General features: G+C 43.7%; 20 protein-coding genes and 1 tRNA gene. 12 read left to right on the top strand and 9 right to left on the bottom strand.

Going from position 1 to position 20,399, the window contains the following annotated elements; translation table 11 throughout:
• Window positions 1–36: 36 nt before the first annotated feature.
• Window positions 37–1,281: an MFS transporter gene (locus ACBP46_RS05490; RefSeq protein ID WP_371015731.1), complete on the top strand. Its 1,245-nt coding sequence runs from the start codon at window positions 37–39 to the stop codon at window positions 1,279–1,281.
• A gap of 180 nt (window positions 1,282–1,461) precedes the next feature.
• Here ACBP46_RS05490 and ACBP46_RS05495 read toward each other — a convergent pair whose 3' ends face one another.
• The gene (locus tag ACBP46_RS05495) at window positions 1,462–2,403 is read right to left on the bottom strand and encodes a LysR substrate-binding domain-containing protein (protein ID WP_371015732.1); all 942 of its coding nucleotides are present in this window, start codon (window positions 2,401–2,403) and stop codon (window positions 1,462–1,464) included.
• Window positions 2,404–2,832: 429 nt separating this feature from the next.
• On the opposite strand from ACBP46_RS05495, the gene ACBP46_RS05500 reads away from it, so the two are divergent.
• From ACBP46_RS05500 to ACBP46_RS05530, 7 genes are all read left to right on the top strand, one after another.
• Window positions 2,833–4,026, top strand: coding sequence for an aromatic ring-hydroxylating oxygenase subunit alpha (locus ACBP46_RS05500; protein WP_371015733.1), 1,194 nt, complete (start codon window positions 2,833–2,835; stop codon window positions 4,024–4,026).
• Window positions 4,027–4,035: 9 nt separating this feature from the next.
• A complete protein-coding gene (locus ACBP46_RS05505; protein WP_371015734.1) occupies window positions 4,036–5,478 on the top strand; it encodes an aldehyde dehydrogenase family protein in 1,443 nt (480 codons plus the stop codon).
• On the top strand, window positions 5,479–6,792 hold the full coding sequence (locus ACBP46_RS05510) for an NAD(P)/FAD-dependent oxidoreductase (protein ID WP_371015735.1): 1,314 nt from the start codon (window positions 5,479–5,481) through the stop codon (window positions 6,790–6,792).
• Between the two features lie 236 nt (window positions 6,793–7,028).
• Window positions 7,029–8,240, top strand: coding sequence for a glycine betaine/L-proline ABC transporter ATP-binding protein ProV (gene proV, locus ACBP46_RS05515; protein WP_371015736.1), 1,212 nt, complete (start codon window positions 7,029–7,031; stop codon window positions 8,238–8,240).
• An 18-nt stretch (window positions 8,241–8,258) separates the two neighbouring features.
• A complete protein-coding gene (gene proW, locus ACBP46_RS05520; RefSeq protein ID WP_371015737.1) occupies window positions 8,259–9,230 on the top strand; it encodes a glycine betaine/L-proline ABC transporter permease ProW in 972 nt (323 codons plus the stop codon).
• Between the two features lie 23 nt (window positions 9,231–9,253).
• Window positions 9,254–10,258 (top strand): glycine betaine/L-proline ABC transporter substrate-binding protein ProX, encoded by a 1,005-nt coding sequence (gene proX / locus ACBP46_RS05525; RefSeq protein ID WP_371015738.1) that lies wholly within the window; start codon window positions 9,254–9,256, stop codon window positions 10,256–10,258.
• A 78-nt stretch (window positions 10,259–10,336) separates the two neighbouring features.
• Window positions 10,337–11,437: an FAD-binding oxidoreductase gene (locus ACBP46_RS05530; RefSeq protein ID WP_371015739.1), complete on the top strand. Its 1,101-nt coding sequence runs from the start codon at window positions 10,337–10,339 to the stop codon at window positions 11,435–11,437.
• A gap of 854 nt (window positions 11,438–12,291) precedes the next feature.
• On the opposite strand, the gene ACBP46_RS05535 is transcribed toward ACBP46_RS05530, so the two are convergent.
• The gene (locus tag ACBP46_RS05535) at window positions 12,292–12,561 is read right to left on the bottom strand and encodes a Fic family protein (RefSeq protein WP_371015740.1); all 270 of its coding nucleotides are present in this window, start codon (window positions 12,559–12,561) and stop codon (window positions 12,292–12,294) included.
• 229 nt (window positions 12,562–12,790) lie between these two features.
• A tRNA-Pro gene (locus ACBP46_RS05540) sits at window positions 12,791–12,867 on the bottom strand.
• 126 nt (window positions 12,868–12,993) lie between these two features.
• Here ACBP46_RS05540 and ACBP46_RS05545 point away from each other — a divergent pair.
• On the top strand, window positions 12,994–13,155 hold the full coding sequence (locus ACBP46_RS05545; protein ID WP_371015741.1) for a YodC family protein: 162 nt from the start codon (window positions 12,994–12,996) through the stop codon (window positions 13,153–13,155).
• On the top strand, window positions 13,152–14,408 hold the full coding sequence (locus ACBP46_RS05550; protein WP_371015742.1) for a DUF445 domain-containing protein: 1,257 nt from the start codon (window positions 13,152–13,154) through the stop codon (window positions 14,406–14,408). The genes ACBP46_RS05545 and ACBP46_RS05550 overlap by 4 nt, the downstream gene beginning before the upstream one ends.
• Here the strand turns inward: ACBP46_RS05550 and ACBP46_RS05555 are convergent.
• Window positions 14,398–15,084, bottom strand: coding sequence for a putative quorum-sensing-regulated virulence factor (locus ACBP46_RS05555; protein WP_371015743.1), 687 nt, complete (start codon window positions 15,082–15,084; stop codon window positions 14,398–14,400). The two genes, ACBP46_RS05550 and ACBP46_RS05555, sit on opposite strands and share 11 nt — an antisense overlap.
• Window positions 15,085–15,189: 105 nt before the next feature.
• Between ACBP46_RS05555 and ACBP46_RS05560 the strand changes: the two genes are divergently transcribed.
• On the top strand, window positions 15,190–15,552 hold the full coding sequence (locus ACBP46_RS05560) for a YgiW/YdeI family stress tolerance OB fold protein (protein WP_371015744.1): 363 nt from the start codon (window positions 15,190–15,192) through the stop codon (window positions 15,550–15,552).
• Here ACBP46_RS05560 and ACBP46_RS05565 read toward each other — a convergent pair.
• Genes ACBP46_RS05565 through pbpG form a run of 5 tightly spaced genes read right to left on the bottom strand, consistent with a single transcriptional unit; the run spans window position 15,549 to window position 19,843 of the window.
• Window positions 15,549–16,919, bottom strand: a complete 1,371-nt coding sequence (locus tag ACBP46_RS05565) for a TrkH family potassium uptake protein (protein ID WP_371015745.1) — start codon at window positions 16,917–16,919, stop codon at window positions 15,549–15,551. The genes ACBP46_RS05560 and ACBP46_RS05565 overlap by 4 nt on opposite strands.
• 5 nt (window positions 16,920–16,924) lie before the next feature.
• Entirely contained in the window at window positions 16,925–17,578 is a 654-nt protein-coding gene (locus ACBP46_RS05570) for a potassium channel family protein (protein WP_371015746.1), read from the bottom strand.
• An 8-nt stretch (window positions 17,579–17,586) separates the two neighbouring features.
• A complete protein-coding gene (locus ACBP46_RS05575) occupies window positions 17,587–18,006 on the bottom strand; it encodes a carboxypeptidase regulatory-like domain-containing protein (RefSeq protein WP_371015747.1) in 420 nt (139 codons plus the stop codon).
• Window positions 18,007–18,050: 44 nt separating this feature from the next.
• Complete coding sequence (locus tag ACBP46_RS05580) at window positions 18,051–18,848, bottom strand: NRDE family protein (protein WP_371015748.1); 798 nt, start codon at window positions 18,846–18,848, stop codon at window positions 18,051–18,053.
• A gap of 26 nt (window positions 18,849–18,874) precedes the next feature.
• Window positions 18,875–19,843: a D-alanyl-D-alanine endopeptidase gene (pbpG, locus tag ACBP46_RS05585; protein ID WP_371015749.1), complete on the bottom strand. Its 969-nt coding sequence runs from the start codon at window positions 19,841–19,843 to the stop codon at window positions 18,875–18,877.
• 171 nt (window positions 19,844–20,014) lie between these two features.
• On the opposite strand from pbpG, the gene ACBP46_RS05590 reads away from it, so the two are divergent.
• A complete protein-coding gene (locus tag ACBP46_RS05590; protein ID WP_371015750.1) occupies window positions 20,015–20,368 on the top strand; it encodes a hypothetical protein in 354 nt (117 codons plus the stop codon).
• The last annotated feature ends 31 nt before the right edge of the window (window positions 20,369–20,399 follow it).

Raw genomic sequence — 20,399 nt, forward strand, 5'->3', positions numbered from 1 at the left:
TAACAATAAGAATCACTTAGCTTATAGAGTTCCTAGTTGAAGTTATCTACTATTTACACCACACCCGGATTTTTACCCTTTCTGTTCGCTCGACTTTTCTCTGTATTCGCTATGCAAATACAGGCCATTGTGGTGGGCTGGCAAATTTATGACCTGACACGTGACCCAATAGCTCTTGCCTACGTCGGCTTGGCTCAATTTATCCCTATGGTGCTCTTTCTGCCCTCTGCAGGTGACATCATTGATCGCTTTAATCGTAAAACCGTTCTAGCACTTAGTTGGATTGTTTCGGCAATATGCAGTGGTTTGCTGCTTTGGTTGTCCTACAAAGGGGCAGACAATCTGATCGGTTACTACATAGTGCTGATTTTTTATGGTGCTGCTCGGGCTTTTTCTGGCCCAGCACTACAAAGTCTATTACCACAAATTGTGCCGCGAGATCGTCTGGCTCAAGCATTGGCTACCAATAGCATGCTTATGAAGGTAGCTGTCATCACAGGTCCTATTCTTGGCGGTTTTCTTTATGCCTATGTAGGAGGTATGACATATACGGTTTGTTGCCTATGTTTTGTCTTAGGTATTTTTTTACTTTATGCCGTACCTGTTCTATACAGTAGTCAACATGAAGGGCCAAGCCAAGACCACACAGGCGTATTGCAGCGCTTCTCTGAAGGTCTGCGCTTTATCTGGAAAAACCCCATTATTCTTGGAACCATCAGTTTAGATTTGTTTGCCGTACTTCTAGGTGGGGTAGTCGCATTATTACCCATTTATGCACAGGAAGTATTGCATGTAGACTCCTCTGGACTCGGCTTATTGCGTAGCGCCATGGCTATTGGTGAAATTGCCACCGGCATCTATCTCAGTCGTCGTCCATTTAATCAACATGTAGGCAAGGTCATGTTCAGCGCCGTCGCCATTTTTGGTCTTGCTAATCTCGTTTTTGCTTTTTCAACTCTATTCTGGATGTCTTTCGCTGCTTTAGTGGTAGCTGGCGCAGCGGATATGATTAGTGTCTATATTCGTTCTGCCTTAGTGCAATTTTCCACCCCTGATTATTTACGTGGCCGAGTCAATGCCGTCAACATGCTGTTCGTTAGTTCTTCTAACGAATTAGGAAGCTTTCGCGCTGGGAGCAGTGCAGCATTAATTGGTGCTGTACCCGCTGCGATATTTGGTGGCATTTGTACCTTGGCGGTAGCCGCTGGTATGGCGTGGCGTTTTAAACCCTTACGAAAGGTAAACCGCTTTGAGGATGCGGAGCATTTGAAAAAAAGTTAGGCCTAGTCCGTTGGTGGTTACTAATGAATTCTACGGTGGTGTGCTGCTAGAAATAGGGTAAGACCAACGCCAGAAGAGATTGAGTAGAGCTGAAAACCCATGACCAATTTGGTCATGGGTTTTTCTTTTGCTCTTTGTTGTACGTAAAGTTATGACTGTTTTTCTCACGCGAAAAAGCTATTAGCTCACTGCGTGTGTTGCTGCATTAAATTCTTTTTCGCTGTGATCAATTTGTCCAACAAGCCAGTCTCTTAATGGTTTGATATTTTTGTGTCGTACTAAATCATCGTCCCGCTCAATAATATAAAACTTGTAATTGGTGTGTAGAGTCTGGTTGACCACAGGGATTAGAGCTTTTGAATGCAAATAGGAGTCGATTAGGTTTTTCCAACCTAAAGCAATACCTTGCCCACTGAGCGCAGCCTGAATCACCATTGAATAATTATTGATATTGATTCGACGTTTAGGTTTTAAGGTAGGGAGGTTTTGCTTTGTAAACCAGTCGTCCCAACTAATCCAATGGGTGAGTGACTCATCTAAAGTAAGCCATGTATGCTTTTCTAGGTCCTCTATGGTGTTAATGGTGCCACACTTTTCTAAATAGGCCGGCGAACAAACGGGAACAATTTCCTCGGCATGCAAAGGGGTGCTTTTTCCCTGAGAAGGTGGGTTTCTAAGGTAATAAATAGCCAGATCGTAATCATTAATTTGGTTACCTAAGGGGTTATCTAGGGCCACAATGCGTAATTCTATATCAGGGTATTGGGCATTAAAATCCGATATTCTGGGTATAAGCCACATAGAAGCCAAAGCCGTGCTAGTAGCAATGGTAATTTGTTGTTTTCCCTTCCAGTGAGTAATTTCTGAGGTGATTTGCACCAAAGGTTGCAGGGCTTTTTGAACAGCAAGCAAATACTCTTCACCAGTGGGAGTAAGCCGAACACTACGCGTGGTTCGATCTAATAACGTGGTAGAGAGAAACTCTTCTAATAAGGCGATTTGGCGACTAATGGCCCCTTGTGTCACGTGTAACTCATCGGCAGCTCGTGTAAAGCTTGCCAGACGTGCTGTTGCTTCAAATGAAAGTAACGCTTTAAAAGGGGGAAGAGGATGTAGTTTCATAGTCTTAATTTTTTATAATAGGTGTTACTCGAATGGGTAGGTACTTATCAGAGACTAGGCGTTGTCATGATAAGCGCTAAGTCCTCTGATGAACCCCTCTGGCCCTCCTTGTATGTGCTTCATAATTCTCGTCACATATGGCCATTCCCGACATTAATATACATCATCATCGTTATAGTCCCTCAATGCTTAGAAAGTGAATTACCTTCACTTCTTCCTATCAAAATGTGATAACGCAGGCTGTTTTTATAAATGGACGAAAAACTCATAAACTATTCTGAAAGCGAAGAATGTTAAATAAAAGAGTTATGAGAATTTTTGATGAATAGGGGAAATAAAATCGTTTGTGGTTGAGTCGCATAGTTCTGATAATAAAGTCATCTTATCGAGTGTATTTTGAAGAACATGCTTTTATTTGGAGACACTACCATGAATAATTTTTTTAAAAATCAAGAAGCCATAAAATTACAACTAGAGCGCGTCTTGGAACCAATTGAGCACTCACTTGGTTTATCCAATGCTTTTTATACAGATGAGCAAGTGTTTAATTTTGAGCGTGATCAAGTGATGAGCAAAGAATGGGCTGCCATTTCTTTTTTAAGTGATTTGAAAAAACCCGGTTATGTAAAACCAGTTGATTTTATGGGCTTACCGTTGGTAATAGTGCGGGATAAGAATGACCAAGTTAAGGTTTTTCATAATGTGTGTAGCCACCGGGGTATGAAATTGGTGCACGAGGAGGGGGAGAATCATGGTGTGATGGTCTGTCCTTATCATGCTTGGTCTTATAACCTAGAAGGGGAACTGAAAGGCACGCCCCACATTGGTGGGGTCGATAAGCATACAGATGAGCGCTTTAACTGTAAGAGTAATGGGCTGCGTGAAGTCAGAAGCTTTATTTGGTTTGGCATGGTTTTTGTCAATATTTGTGGTCAAGCTCCAGAGTTTTTAGAGGCCATTCAACCTTTAACTGAGCGCTGGGCTGAGTTTTTGGGCCCCTATGGCATGAGTGCTTGGGTCGAGGCTGACGATTGTAAGCATCAGCTAGAGGTAAATTGCAATTGGAAATTGGCAGTAGATAATTATTGCGAAGCTTACCATTTACCTTGGGTACACCCAGCATTAAATAGTTATTCTCGTCTAGAGGATCACTACAATATTTTATTTGCAGACAATTTTGCTGGGCAAGGTAGCTATGTTTATAACTTAGCAGAAGTTTCAGGTACGGCGTTGCCAGTGCTTGATACATGGCCTCAAGAAAAAATTCGTCATGCCGAGTATGTCGCTTTGTTCCCGAATGTGCTGTTAGGAATACAGGCAGATCATGCTTTTGCCATGATTCTTGAACCTATCAACGCCACAAAAACCACTGAACATTTGCGTTTGTTTTATGTGGGTGAAGCCAGTGCTAAGGCAGATAAATACAAACAAAATCGAGCTGAAGTCCTAGAGTCTTGGCGCGTGGTATTTGCAGAAGATATTGGTGCTGTAGAAGGGATGCAGGCCGGACGCAAATCTCCCGCCTATCAAGGTGGGGCATTTTCCCCAGTCTTAGACCAACCAACTCATTACTTTCATCAATGGAATGCACGGCGTTACTTAGAAGCCTTAAAGAGCGCCTAGGAGAATCTCATGCAGATACCAGCAAAGTGGTCTAATTTTATTGATGGTCAGTGGGTTGAGAATGAGGTAGAGCTTCCTGTTTTTAGTCCTGCTACTGCAGAGCCAATTGCCATGATCTCTTTGGCAAGTATCGAACAGGCTGAACAAGCCCTAGAAGCTGCCCAGCGGTGTGTGGCTGAGCGCCATTTAGTTCACGCTAAACCCGCACAACGAGTCTCTTTATTATTGCGAGCTGCCGAGGAGATACGTCGAGTTGCTGAGTATGGAGCGCATGTTTTATGCCTTGAAAATGGCAAAAACTATGCCGATGCACTCGACGAGTTTACGGAGGCTGCGCGGTACTTTGAGTATTATGCCGGTATGGCGGACAAAGTCGAGGGAGTATCTATTCCTTTAGGGGACGACTACATCAGCTTTACTAACTATGAGCCGATGGGGGTTTCAGTACAAATTGTTCCTTGGAATTTTCCAATATCTATTTGTGCCCGTTCTTTGGCCCCGGCCTTAGCGGCTGGTAATTCTTGTATTGTGAAGTCCCCCGAGTTGTCCCCTTTAGGCTTATGTGTATTATTCGAAGCGCTGGAAAAAGCCGGTTTTCCACAAGGCTCCCTTCATTTGTTGTGTGGACTGGGTTCCGAAGTAGGACAGCATTTAGTTAGTAGCCCTAAAGCCAATCAAATTGTCTTTACCGGTTCGGTGGCCACAGGGCAACGCATTATGCAAGCTGCTTCACAATGGGCCACGCCTTGTGTGATGGAATTAGGAGGGAAGTCGGCAGCCATTGTGCTTGAGGATGCCGACCTAGATGAGCTTTTAAAAAATATTAAAAGTGGTATTTTCTTTAACTCAGGGCAGGTTTGTTCGGCGTTGTCTCGTTTATTAGTTCATGAACATATTTATGAAAAAACATTGCAGGCCATTCGTGGTTTGGTAGGCGAGTTGAAGTTAGGGGATGGTTTTTCCAAGGCAGATATCACTCCTGTCATTTCCGCACAGCAACAGCAGCAAATCCAGAAAATGTGTGAGACAGCTCTTAAAGAAGGAGCTGCCCTCATTGCGAGCGGTAAAACGCCATTACCAGAAAAAGGATTTTATGTGCAGCCCACGGTTTTTTCTACTACTGATAGCTCACTTAGCATTGCACGCGAAGAGGTGTTTGGTCCAGTGTTATGTGTGATGCCCTTTTATTCTGACGAGCAAGCTGTCCAGCTTGCGAATGAGACGAGTTATGGTTTGGTCGCAGGAGTATTTACCAACAACTTAAATAGGGCTTTACGCTTTACTCAATTACTGCGCAGTGGTCAAGTGTTTATAAATGAGTGGTATGCAGGGGGTATTGAAACACCCTTTGGGGGAGTCGGTCTTTCTGGTTTTGGTAGAGAAAAAGGGCAAGAGGCGTTATATAGCTATGTTCGAACCAAATGTGTCACCTTTAAACTTAAAGGTGCCTAAATGAATCTGCCCCATGATGACTCTTGTTCGGGTTGGTTTCACTTATTGTCGGAACAGCGTCCCTTTAACGAGCTATTGCACGACCAGCAGGCAGATGTGGTGGTGGTCGGTGCTGGGTTTGCTGGACTTTCAGCCGCCCGTCAATTGGCCTTGCATTTACCAGATGCAAAAGTGGTTTTGATTGATGCTCAGCGGGTGGGGTATGGCGCTTCGGGCCGAAACTCCGGGTTTGCTATCGATTTGCCGCATAAGTTTGCCCTAGAGAACCCAGATCAGCAGTTTAAACAGCGCTTATTGCGTTTGAATCGCTCTGCCATTACGCAGTTGAATCATTTAATACAGCAGTTTGACATTGAGTGCCAGTGGAGCGCTGTGGGTAAATACCAAGGAGCAGTCGGAGAGCGAGGCCGTCAATTTTTGGCTCACTTTGCCAAACTAATGGATGAGCTAGGAGAGCCTTATCTCTGGAAAACCAAAGAAGAGTTGGCGGAGGTTTTAGGCACGGAGCATTACAGTCAAGCCATTTTTACGCCGGGTGGCTACTTAATGCAGCCTGCAGCCTTGGTGCAGGGGCTAGCTAAAAATTTGCCCTCTAATGTCAGACTTTACGAGAATTCGGCGATTCTTTCTTGGAGCAAAGAGACCTCAGATTACATATTGCAAACGGCTAAAGCCACAATAAAAGCTCCTAAAGTGCTTTTTACTACCAGTATTTATACGCGTGAATTTGGTTTTTTGAAAAATCGTTTATTACCTATAACGACTTTTGCAAGTATTACTAGACCATTGAATGTTAGTGAACAAAAGCACTACACAGGAGAATATAACTGGGGTTTGACGCCAGCAGATCATGCCGGTACGACGTTAAGGATGACCCAAGATAAGCGCTTAGTGATTCGTAATACGTATCGCTATACCCCAAAGTACGGCAGTAGCGTGTCGAGCTATGATCGACAGCTCATAGCTCAAGAGCATCGACGTTCTTTGCAACAACGTTATCCGTTTTTAGCCGAGTTGCCTTTTGCTTATACGTGGGGGGGAACTTATGCGGTTTCACGCAACTTTACTAATTTTTTTGGACAGTTAGCTCCTAATATGTATGCAGTCGCTTGTGATAACGGGGTAGGAGTGGTTTGGGGTACCATAGCGGGGCGTTTGCTGGCTGACTTGGCATGCCAAAAGTCTTCCGAGCTATTGGAAGATATACAAAGCGTTACGGGAATGCCTAGTTTGAACCCACCAGAGCCGTTTGCTGCATGGGGGGCTAAGACACGTATTTATTTGGCGGCGCGAACGAGCCAGCAAGAATTATAAAGTTTGGTTTCAGGTACTTTTTTGGACCACATTTTTTATGTGGTCTTTTTATTTTAAATATGAATACTAAATGCAGGATAAGGAGTAATGATTAAAAAAAGACTTATGAGTTTTTATCAATAATAGCAGCTTTTAAATCATTTGCTTGAACATATGATTTTTCTAATAATGAATATATAGCGATTGACTTAGATCAATTCAAAAAAATTTATATAAATAAAAAGCAGGAGACAAGAATGAGTGATTCCCATCAGAAAGAGGCACTTGTGCTGAAAAACCTCTATAAGGTTTTTGGGGAGCAAGAGCACAAGGCGCTGACCTTGGCTCAACAGAAGATAGATAAAGAGAAAATTTTTTCTCAAACAGGTTGTACGCTAGGCGTCAATGATGTTTCTCTTTCTATTTATGAAAAAGAAATTTTCGTCGTTATGGGCTTGTCGGGATCAGGTAAATCCACTCTAGTGCGTTTGCTCAATCGTTTGATTGAACCGACTGCCGGTAGTGTCTCTTTTAAAGACATCAATATTCTTAGTATGTCTGAGTCTGAGTTACGCGATTTTAGACGGCACCACATCAGTATGGTTTTTCAATCTTTTGCATTAATGCCGCACATGACCGTATTACGTAATGTGGGCTTTGGCTTAGAGTTAGCTGGTGTAAGTAAAGAGCAACGGGAGTCCAGCTCCTTACAGGTATTAAAACAGGTAGGTTTGGATGCTTGGGCAAACAGCTATCCCCATGAGCTTTCAGGGGGTATGCAGCAACGTGTAGGACTAGCGCGTGCGCTGGTAAATAACCCCTCAATTCTTTTGATGGACGAGGCTTTTTCTGCTTTAGATCCATTAATTCGTGCTGAGATGCAAGATGAACTATTGCGTTTACAACGTACAGACAAAAGAACCATTGTTTTTATATCTCATGATATTGAAGAAGCCATAAAAATTGGTGATCGTATCGCCATCATGCAACATGGCAATGTGGTTCAAGTCGGTACACCAGAAGAAATTATAAAAAATCCTGTGAACGATTACGTGCGCTCATTTTTCAAAACAGTAGATATGACAAAAGTGTTGAGCGCCGCAGATGTGGCAACTGAAGTTACCGAAGTCATCAGTATTAACCCATCAGAACCGGTCTTTCAGGTAGAAAAAAAATTACAAGGCAATGCAGCTGTATATGTAGTGAATACGCAGGGCAAATATTGTGGCTTAATTTCTCGTCGTAGTTTACAAACGGCTCTGGCTAAATCTCAGACGGCAAAGGTAAGTGATGCATTTGTGCTGAATAGCGAAGCGATTGCGGAAAAAACATTGGTGACTAAGCTGTTTGGACTGTTGGCGTCTTGCCAACATGATTTGCCCATTGTGGATGCCGAAGGAAATTTGAAAGGGGTGTTACAGCAGTCGGAGGTATTCAAGTTATTAAGCAATCGCAGCGTTGAAGTATAAGGCACAGGGAGTCACGTTATGGAACAGCAACAAACAACAAGTCAAGCTAATGATTTAGAACAGCAATGGGGTTCTCTGTCTAGTGGTTTCGAGGAAAACAGCAGCGGTTTTCTTAGTGCTGTAACACAGGTAGAGGTTGAAAACACATTTGATTGGTTACGCCCTTTTGATGAGGCTTTAATTCCCTTAGGGGACTATGTCATCGCCATATTGTCGTGGGTTGTGGCTAATTTTCGTCCTGCCTTTCAGGCGATTCGAGTGCCCATTGATTACATATTGAAAAGTATCGAGCTAGGTCTGCTATGGATGCCACAGCTACTAATGTTGATCATTGTGGCTCTGATTGCTTGGCACCTAGGCAGGTTTCGTTTGACCGTAGGTTCGGTATTAGCTTTTATTGCTATTGGGGCTATAGGCGCTTGGGATGAAGCGATGGTGACCTTAGCTTTGGTTTTGACGTCGTTATTTTTCTGTATCGTAATTGGCTTGCCATTGGGGATCATCACTGCCAAAAGCAATACGGTAGAACGTATTTTGCGTCCCGCCCTAGATGCTATGCAAACCACCCCGGCCTTTGTGTATTTAGTGCCTATTGTGATGTTATTTGGTATAGGCAATGTGCCTGGAGTCGTAGTAACTATTATCTTTTCGTTACCGCCTTTAGTGCGCTTAACCAATCTAGGAATTCGGCAGGTGAGCCCTAACTTAGTTGAGGCTTCTCATTCTTTTGGAGCCTCCCCACTACAAATGCTGTTTAAGGTGCAACTGCCTTTAGCAACGCCAACCATTATGGCGGGCGTAAACCAATCCTTAATGTTGGCGTTGTCCATGGTGGTTATTGGCTCCATGATTGCAGTAGGAGGTTTGGGGCAAATGGTGTTACGAGGCATTGGACGCCTTGATATGGGTCTAGCTGCAGTAGGAGGCGTAGGAATTGTATTGCTTGCCGTGGTGTTAGACAGAATGACTCAAGCTTTAGTTAAAAAATAATCGAAATAAATTAGGAGACAACAATGTTTAAAAAATTAACAATGACCGCTGCATTTGGTGTGATTGCTTTGACGGGCACGATGGGGCTGAGTGCGGCCTCCTTACCCGGTAAAAATATCAGTGTTATTCCCGTGCAAAGTGCCCAAGACGTGGAATCGTTCCAAACTGAATTGGTAATGGAGGGACTACGTCAATTGGGGTATGACGTAAAACCCAAGGCGGAACTTGAGTATGCTACGGCTCACGTAGCCATAGCAAATGGTGATGCCACTTTGATGGCAGTGCACTGGCAGCCCCAGCATAATTTTTTCTATGCCAACGCTGGGGGTGAGGCCAAATTGTCTCGTGAAGGAGAATTATCACGCTATGGTTTACAAGGTTATTTAATTGATAAAGCCACTGCCGATAAATATGGAATTACTAACATTGAGCAGTTAAAGGATCCCAAAATAGCAGCATTGTTTGACACGAATGGGGATGGCACAGCCGATTTAACGGGCTGTACTCCAGGATGGCCTTGTGAACGTGTAATAGAGCATCACTTGGATGTCTATGGCTTAAAAGGGGCTGTGACGCATAACCAAGGATCCTACGAGGCGTTGATGACAGAAGTATTCAGGCGCTTTCAGGCGGGTGAGCCGGTGTTGTATTACACCTGGACTCCCAATTATGTAAGTGCGGCCTTAGTGCCAGGTAAAGACGTGGTTTGGCTTGAAGTCCCTTTTTCTGCTTCTCCTGAAAACCAAAATGTAGACACGACTATGCCCAATGGTAAGAACTATGGGTTTACTGCTAACACCCAGCACATTGCTGCCAATAAAGAGTTTGTCGAGAACAATCCGGCTGCTGCTCACTTTATAAAATCTATCTTTATTCCAGGTAATGACATTAATGCTCAAAACTACCATATGTTTAAGGGTGAGCGCTCCGAAGCGGACATTGACCGCCATGTCAAAGGTTGGATTCAAGCGAATCAGCAAAAGTGGGATCAATGGATTGCAGAGGCCAAGCAAGCCGCGCAAAAGTAAAAGTCTATTTTAAAGAGCGCTCACATCTTCATGATGTGAGCCTGAAAGAAAAACAAAAAGTAATGAGGTAGGTGGTTTATGAACTATTCAGCATTGAACCCTTTCACTACGCAGGCATGGGCTAACGGTCGTCATACCTTGCGTTGCGCCAAGATTATTCGAGAAACTGGGGATGTATTGAGTTTTTGTTTTGAGGCAGAACAACCCACTTTGTTTTTCTTTAAGCCTGGGCAGTTTGTAACCTTGGAGCTAGAGATCAATGGTAAACCGGTGATGCGTAGCTATACCATTTCGTCGGCCCCCTCATTACCTTATAACTTTAACATTACCGTAAAACGCGCCCCAGGGGGCTTGGTTTCCAATTGGTTGCATGACAATCTAAAAGAAGGAGATCGGGTGGTCGTGCATGGACCAGCAGGATCCTTTAATTGCATTGATAAACCCGCTGAAAAAGCATTACTTTTGTCCGGTGGAGTTGGTATCACGCCAGTGGTGTCCATGGCGCGCTGGTGGTTTGATATTAATGCTGCCGTAGACACGGTGTTTGTTAGTTGTGTACGTACACCTAAAGATATTATTTTTAAGCATCAGCTCGAGTGGATGTCATCACGACTCACCAACTTTCAACTACATATTGTTTGTGAAAAACTAGAAAGCGGGGATGTTTGGGCAGGTTATAGAGGGCTATTCAATACAGATATGCTTAAACAGATGGCCCCTGATGTACTTGAGCGGCAGGTGTATTGCTGTGGGCCTGCTCCATTTATGAAGGCAGTACGTTATATATTGGAAGGCATTGGTTTTCCGATGGAGAACTATCATGAAGAGTCATTTGGAGAGACGCCAGAGGCAATAAGTGAACAAATTCATGATCGCTTGGAGGAATTTGAAAAAACAGAAAGCGCCCAAGATAAATCAGGTTTTGCCGTCCATTTTGTAAACCAAGAACAACCCGCTTATCTGGAGTCAAATCAAGCCTTACATGCAGCAGCGATGCAACTAGGCGTTAATGTGCCTAAGGCGTGTGGTGTAGGTGTGTGCGGGGCCTGCAAAGTGAAAAAAATTGAGGGTGAGATCGAGATTAACCATAATGGGGGCATAAGTGACGAGGAGTTGGCCGAGGGATATATATTAAGCTGCTGCTCGTTTGCTCGTAGTGATGTAGTGCTGGAATTTTGATTTTTTAGAAAAGGGCAAACTCAGCTCTACGTTATCAATCACTAGTACAAAAAATCTCCGTAATCACCTGTGCAATACACTTTATCAAGCGCTCTGTATTAGCTGGTGAACGCAGCAGGAGTATCGTTTCCATTAAACCATTGTAATAACCCAGCAGCATAACAACAGCAGGCTGTGGCACCACAGCGAGTAATGTTCGTGACAGTAGCGTCATCAACGGTGATTTTTTGGAGTTATACCATATTTCACCCAGTGAATTTAAACCATACTGAACCCTAGAGGTCTTTAATCAGGGATGATGCGCTTAACTAATGGTAAAAGTCTACGTAATAGCATCTTATTATTTGATAAAACTGTTAAAAAAGCAGCGAGTTTTTCAAAAAATCGGATGTATTTTTAGCCGTCTAAACCATTGATATAACTCTTATGAGATGGAGTTTTGGACATTGCCCAATACAAAAAAAGTCCAGCTTTAAGTTGGACTTTTTTGTAGGATCGGCAACGACTGAGACAACAAGTGTATATGTTACACCTTAACCGCTATCTAGCCACGCTGCGTCTTAGATGACTCATGGTCTTAATCCAATTCGCCACAACGAAAAAGATAATCAGAGCCGTCTGCAGTAGTCCTGTTTTGATAGACCATGATAATTAGGTTTTCATCATCGTAAATAATCTCATGAGATTTACCTTAGTATTCTTAATCATCCTAGCAAAACGGCTCTCGACGGTTCAGGGTCTTGGGACAATCCGCGATGACTCACCACTAGCAAAAAGATATTGCTTAAATGATGTTATTCAAACTCTAGCTGACCCAATTACCTCTCTACATCCTTTTCTACACCAAGCGCCCATCAGCACGGCTTATAGCTCTGTTCCACACTGTCTGCAACGAGCTCAATAAAATTCCTATAATCGCCAGAGCAATGGGTTGTATCTAATGCTTCGTAATAGGCTAGACGTTGTTCTACTGTGACTACCGTGGCAGGAAAACCCGCTTTCATTAGTTCTAAATTCATTAATAAACGCGAAGCGCGACCATTTCCATCGACAAGCGGGTGGATCTTTGCGAACTCACCACGCACATATGCTGCGCGTTCTATAAAAGTGTAGCAGCTGTGCATCGGTGTTATACCAGTGGATAAAGTCACGCATTTACTCAGAGACTTGCAGCGCTTCAGGGGGTCGGTGCTCTGCACCTGGGATCAGCACGTTAATGTAGCGGTACTGACCCGCATATCAATGTTTTTTTAAGGCTAACTGGTGTAGGAGTTTGGTGGTCCACCAAACGCCCAAAACAAAAAAGCACCTAAAGCTAAAAAGCTCTAGATGCTTGATTTTGTAGGGTAATTTTGGTCGGGACGGAGTGATTCGAACACTCGACCCCTTGCACCCCATGCAAGTGCGCTACCAGGCTGCGCTACGCCCCGAAAGATGTAACTATAGCATATGCTTTTAAATTTTGTCAAATCACTGCTTAAATCAGCGTTTTGCTTTAAAATCCAAACTATAGTGTGCTTGTTCAAAGCAAAAAAGATTATATAGGAAAAAAATAAATGTTTCAAATTGGTGATGTGGTTAAGCTAAATAGCGGTGGGCCTACCATGACAATAACTCAGCTAGGCCTAACCCATGGGCGTGTGGAGTGTGCCTGGTTTGACCTAGAGGGCAATTTTCAAACGGCTTTTATTCATGCTAAAGCTCTACAAAAGGTATGACCTCTAAAAAGCTTTCTCCTTTAGTCAAAAGCAAAGCGTTAGCCACCTCTTTTTTTGTGGCTGCGCTTTTGATTTTTGTAGGGGCTAAGCTTTTACAGACAGATGCTCCTGTGTGGGGCTATGTGATTGCTTTTAGCGAGGCTGCTATGGTTGGGGCCTTAGCAGACTGGTTTGCTGTAACCGCATTGTTTAGGCATCCGCTAGGCTTGCCCTTACCGCATACGGCGATTATTCCGCGTAACAAGGCTCGCATTGCACGCAATTTAGCTGATTTCATTTGCGAGCATTTTTTATCTACCGATCAGGTTTTACAAAAGCTCCAACAATGGCAATTGCCTCGTCAGCTTATGCGGTGGCTAGCACGAAAGGAAAATGCTGAACGTATATCGGACTACTCTGCGCTTTTAGCGCAACATAGCTTAACCGCATTACGTGATAGTCGTGCTCAGCAATTTATTCAACAAACGGCAATCAATAACCTCAAGTCCATTAATTTCTCGGGCTTACTGGCCCAAGTATTAGAGTTATTAACAGCAGATCAACGCCACCAAGAGCTTCTAAATCATGCACTAGAGGGCTTCAGTTCAATTTTACAAAAAGAGGAAATTCAACAATTCATCGCTGAAAAGTTATCTGCCGAAGTAAAGCGTACAGTGCACGTTAAATCCATTAGTAATTATGTAGGGGAATGGGGCACGCAACGCATAGTTAAATTGATAGCAAACGAAGTGCAGGCGGTATCAGAAGACCCGCATCATGCACTGCGTTATAGTTTTAGTGCACATTTAAAAACCTTTGTGATGCGTTTACAGTCAGACCCTAGCTTTGCACTGAAAGTACATACTATTCAAGAGCAAATTATTAATGACCCTGTGCTAACACGGTATTTGTCTTCATTATGGACAGAGGCTTTAGATTGGGTAGAGCGCGACTTAGAGAATGAGCAGTCTGTTTTTAAACAAAAGCTTAATGCTGGATTACGCCAAGTCGCTCATCACATATTGCATGACAAAGCCATGGAGCAGCTTTTAAATGAAAAGCTTTTGCAGCTCGCCCCCCCCTTGATTGCTAAATATCGGGTGCAAATTGCTCATTACATTGCGGATCGTGTAAATGCTTGGGAAGAGGATGAGCTGGTGTATCAATTAGAAAATGCCATTGGGAAAGATTTACAATATATCCGTATCAATGGCACGTTAGTGGGTGGGGTAGTGGGCATTATTATTCATGCCCTTGGGCAATTTATGGGGTAGCCCGTGCTGCTGCTCGTGCTTTTTGAATGGCTAGTTTGATATAGCCATCCATACCATCTTGACGTAATACCCAGTCTTGGTAATCAAGGGGCAGTTCTGCAATGGGTGTGCCTTTGTGTTTACCAAAGGGCATTACGCGCGGTAAGCGAGCTGTTTCAGAAAGCTCCCACAGCTGTTCCCAGCTTTGCACAGGCTGAGGTAATAAAGCCAGTAGCTTTTGCAGCACATAACGGCAATTGTGTACGTCTGCTAATGCTGAATGGGCGGCTTTTAAGCGTTCACGTGCGTGCGGACGGAAAAAATAATACATCAATGCAGACTGCGAGTGGCTATCCAACTGTGGCAACAAATAGCGGCTTAAAGCTAAAGTGCAAATGCGCTTCACATCGGGTTGGCCGCAGACATTCCAGTCATAGTCCACATTATGACCAATCATATACAACGCATTGCCAGGGAATTTAAACTCGGCACAAGGTGGGCAGTTTTCTAGTTCTTCATCATAAATGTGATGCACCGCTAATGCCCCTAAACTGTTTGGATGTGATGGTTTGTAGCGTTGTTCAAACTCGCTAACCACGCCCAACGTTGAGACGTCGTCCAGTTGCAGCCAAGCCGCCTCAATAATATCAGGCTGACTAGTACCAGTGGTTTCTGTGTCAAAAATATATGCGTTCATATGACAGGAATTAATAGTTTCTTACGTTTCAAAGCGCTTGCTTAAAGATGAATTTGGTACAGTAAGTAAATACATAAAAGACTTTAGCCAAACTCAGGAGGTGCCATGAAAAAAAATATCGTATCTGCGATTATTGTTGCTGTTGGTCTAGGCTTAAACACAGTGGGTGTAACCCAAACTATAGCAACACCAACCAGTTTAAGTGAGGCCGTACACACGACCGTGGCAGAAGTTTTGGCTTCGGGCCAAGATGATCAATACGTTTCCTTGAGAGGGCAGGTGAGTCGTCAATTAAGCAGCGAAAAATACATATTAACTGATGACACAGGCGTAATCCAAATAGAGGTAGATGAAAAGCTCAGCCGACTTTTACCTTTGACACCGCCCGTAAATGTAGAGGTATTTGGTGAGGTGGATAAAAAAAGGAATACGGTAGAGTTGGATGTGGATTATTACTCGCTACGTTAACCGACTTGGAAGTGCATTTCAGGATAGCGAATACGACTACGACGCCGTGTAGCAAGGCTATACACTAATGTTAAAGGGCCTAACCGGCCTGCAAACATCAGGATGCTCAACACAAACTGACTAGGTAGGCTTAGCTCGGCCGTAATACCAAAGCTCATGCCCGTAGTCGTAATTGCCGACATCACCTCGAACATCAAGCTATCTAAAGGCAATCGATCAAATAAAGAAATTAATAGCAAGCCTATAAAAAACAAACTAAAGGTAATTAAAACCAACGACAACGACTTTTGTACGGTATCGGGTACGACGGTACGCTGCATTAGTACTACTTCCTCGCGATGCTTTAAATAAGAAACCACTGCAGCAATTAAAACAATAAAAGTACCCAGCTTAATACCACTAGCTGTACTGAGCGAGCCACCCCCAATAAACATATACAGCATAATCAATAGGATCGAACTGGTCTCCATTTGCTGGGGTTCCATGGCAATAAAGCCAGAGGTTCGGCTTGCAACTATCTGTAACCACGAGGCGGCAGCCTGTTCATGTAAAGGTAACTCGCCAATCGTGCTAGGATTGCCAGATTCAAATAACCAAAGAGCGATAAAACCCATTATATTTAAAACTGCTGTGCCAATTAAGATCAACTTAGTGTAGGGCATCAGCAGTGACCAGCGCCGCTTATTTAATAGATTAATAATGACAGGAAACCCTAATCCGCCCAAAGCAATCATCAAAGAAAGGGTTAATAAGCTGATGGGGTCATGCACAAAACCAATCAGGCTGTGCTCATACAGCGATATGCCAGCATTATTAAAAGCCATAGTCACATGAAAATACGCTAAATAGGCAGCCTCTTTGAGCCCATACGCTTGACTCCACCAAATGGTGAGCCAAATCATAGTGATAAACTGAATGCCAAAAGCGATTTTAAATACTGAAAAAGCGGTTTGCTTGATCTTAGAGACGTTGGTTTGGTTAAAAGCCTCGAGCGCAAGAGCCTGTTGTTTTAAGCTTATGCGTTTGCCTAGGCTTAACATAGCTAACACCGCAAAGGTGACAAAGCCAAGTCCTCCGATTTGTACTAACACGGTCATAATGATTTGACCCGTGGTAGTTAAAACTGTGGCGGGTTCGATTACCATTAGGCCTGTCACGGTCACAGCTGAGGTTGCGGTAAAAAAAGCGTCAAACCAGCTAATGGGTGCCTTGGTAGAAAAAGGCATTTTAAACAACAACGTGCCCAAAATAATTAAGGCTAAAAAACCCAAAGCCAGTACCAGCGGCGGGCTAGCGTGAAGATTGGCTTTAGGTGTCGCTTTTAGCCCTAAGTCACGCAACGAGCGAACGGGTTTTTGATCGGGCATAGTGCTTAGATAAGTTTGGGTGCAATATTGCGTAACGCCTGTAGCGGACCAAATATAACCAGTACATCTTTGGCTTGTAAGATGAAATCATCCGCTGGGCGCACGAGAATTTGAGTTTTACGCTTAATTAGCAAAACCTCTACCGTTTTGTTGTCTTGGTGTAAAACCTCGCCCAAACTGATTTCATCTAAGCGTTCGCTAGCAGTAATTTCCACGACAAACTCACCATTACCCAATGAAATGTAATCATTTACCATGGGATAACTAAGCATTTGAGCGACACGCACCCCCATTTCTTCTTCGGGGTGAATAATACGGCTTACTCCTAGCTTATGTAGGATTAAATGCTGTGCATGGGATATGGCTTTAACCCAGATTTTAGTGACGCCTACCGCTTTTAAATGAACCACGCTAACAAGTGACGCTTGAACGTCATCACCAATAGCAATAAGTACCACGTCGTAGTTATCTAAACCTAACTCTTGAACTGCGGCAGAATCCGTGACATCGGCAATTACAGCACGTGATAGATGATCGGCATATTTATCAACTATTTTAGGATCGTTATCTATACCTAAAACAGAATGCCCCATGCGCATTAACTCTAATGATGCTGCTGATCCAAAACGACCTAAACCTATTACAGCAAACTGTGCCATGGCGTGTCCTAGTGATTAGTGGGGAGTTCCGGCCAAACAAAACGCACTGTATGCCCTAATTGCTGAACAACAACTTGTTGATGCAAAGTTTGACCTTCGTAGGTGCCATACACCTGGTAGGTGCCTGGATCAATGTCTAACAAACAAAATGGGCCTTCGCTATTAATATTTACAGCTACCTGATCTTGCTCGTCACGGATAACAACCTGTATGTCTGCAATAAACGCGGTGCGTTCACCCAGTTGCTGTCCAAAATGCAAAGACAAGGGAAAGTTTTTTAGAGCTGCCTTAAATGCATTGGCTTCATCACTGCCAATGCCGCCACAAATATACGCTGTGCTTTGATAGAATTTTACAGCAGGTAGCTCTTGGGCTTGAACTGGTAAAATACTACACATTGCAAGCAGCAAAGAAGACCAGAGGCGCATAACCAATCCTTTTTATAAAGCCATTAATGTATTGTAGAGCAGGCTCAGTAAGCAGCCAGTGTAATTGGCCAACTGTGTCGCTCTGTTTCTATTCCTTGGGAATTATAACTACACTCGTGCAAAACACTATGTCCGCTTTGTGGCACCGCCCATACACTGGAGCTACGCGTGCCATAATCTGGGCTGATGATAAAGGGGCTACTTAACAACTGCTCTCGTTCAAGGCTTAATCCAGTTTGAGGCAACAAATGCTGTGGAGCGACCACAGAGTCCCGTAAAATTTGGTAAACCTCATCAGTAGCCGTAGAGGTTGATGTCTGTAAAAAAGCCCTAAGATGTTGCCCAAGGCGCTGGCTTTTGGGCCAAGGGGTATTTAAAAAATCATTGCTCAACACATAGTGACCAGGTGCAAGGGCAACAGGGGGTTGCTGACGTTGATTGCTGTAATAAAAACAGTCAAATTGCTGCTGGTCTGGATGCCACTGTCCTACAATCAAATTAAACCCAGCATAACGCTCGGCTTGTTGGACTATTTGATGCAGATACTCTGCGGGCGCTATGGTTTGCTCAACAAACTCTTTACAAAGCAGACCACGAGATAAAGGTAAAGCAGGCTGAGGTAAAAGCAGGTTGCGATGGTTGGTCAGCAACGCAAAACGGCCATTTTGGTTTACAGCAAACCATGTGCCACCCGCTTGTAAATCCAACCCGCCGTAAATGGTTGGCTGCTGTGGCCACGGTGCTGCTGCACGAGTGGGCCTAGCATGAAACTCATCGCGATTTGCTGCAATAAATAAAGGCCACTGAGGATCAGTGGCCAGTGCTAAGTATGCTATACACATAAAACACTAGGTATTTGTTATCAAACCTATAGCATAGCAAGTTTATTCGAGCCTTCGACTAAATTGCGTAAACGAATTGCATCACCTATACGTGAGTAACGGCCTTGGGAATTCATCAGCACAATAGCGACCTCGCGTCCTTCCATTTTAGTTAATAACACTAAACATTGACCGGCCTCATTAATGAAGCCTGTTTTTGATACCTGAATATCCCATTTATCGTTTTGAACTAAGCGGTTGGTGTTGCCAAAGACCAGTTGACGCCCTGGTTTAGGCGTGACGGTGAGTTTATCGCTGGTACTGTAACGATGAATTAGCGGCTGTTTAGCTGTAGCTTGTAGCAAAAGCACTAAATCATGAGGACTAGAAACGTTTGAGCTAGATAAGCCGGTAGGCTCGACAAATAAACTTTGGCGCATACCTAGACTGCGAGCTTTATCGTTCATAGCCCGTACAAATGCGCTAAGCCCGCCAGGATAATGACGGCCCAACGCATTAGCCGCTCGGTTTTCAGATGACATTAAGGCTAAATGCAAGAGCTCGGACCGAGTTAACTTAGAGCCTACAGATAAGCGAGAGGTCGTATTTTTCAGGTGGTCGACGTCAGCACTGGTTATTTCTAGAACCTCGTCTAAATTTTGGTTGGCTTCGAGCACCACTAAAGCAGTCATGAGCTTTGTAATTGAAGCAATTGGGCGCACCTGCGTGCTATTTTTTTGGTAGATGGATTTGCCTGTTTTAATGTCTTGTACATAGGCAATTTCAGATTGCAGCGGTGTGGATTGCTTGGGTAATAAGGCTGGAGGTAGGGGACTTTGTGATGGTGCAAGAGCTACAGGCTGTAAATTAGCGCTGTATTGACTATAAGGCGTATGGTATTTAACCGGTATAGGGTCTAGGGTTTGAGCGGTTAAAGGGGTTAAAACAGTGAATAAAGCAAGGAATCTGGCCGTGTTGCGGCGTAAGAGGCGTGTAGAAGAATGATATAAAAGCATAAGCGGTACCCAAGACCTGTATTAAGCATAAGCCATGCCAAGATAATATCAGATATCTTTCATAAAATTAACAACTTATAGGCTAATCTTAAAAAATAAATGAAGACCCGTAACCTATCGTTTCTTTGTCTTTGCTTAATTATGGCAATGGGCCTGTGCACCTCTAGGGTAATGGCCCAGCAAGCATGGGCATTTGAGCAAGTTAGCCCTGCGGTGTATCAGCTTAATCAGCCAGTTACCCAGCGTTACGCAGCTATTAATGCATTACACCCACCTGCTGAACACCAGAGGTTTACAGCCGTTATGGTTCAAGTTTCGCCATCGGTAGCTGCTGTGATTGAAAGTTTTGCGTGTATTAATGACACATCGTCATGTTTGCCCATTGTAGGGGGACGATTATACACCCAGGCCTTTAACCAATACAGTGCGGTTAGCCCTATATTAATCGTACATAAAATCCAAGGTTGGGCAGGGGCACAACCGCCTGTTTTTATTAAATCCCAAGTGAATATTTGGTGGGAATAACTGCATGTCATTTGATTTGTGTTAACATTTT

Origin of the sequence: Paenalcaligenes hominis, from assembly GCF_041359055.1 — a bacterium.
Classification (GTDB): domain Bacteria; phylum Pseudomonadota; class Gammaproteobacteria; order Burkholderiales; family Burkholderiaceae_B; genus Paenalcaligenes; species Paenalcaligenes hominis_A.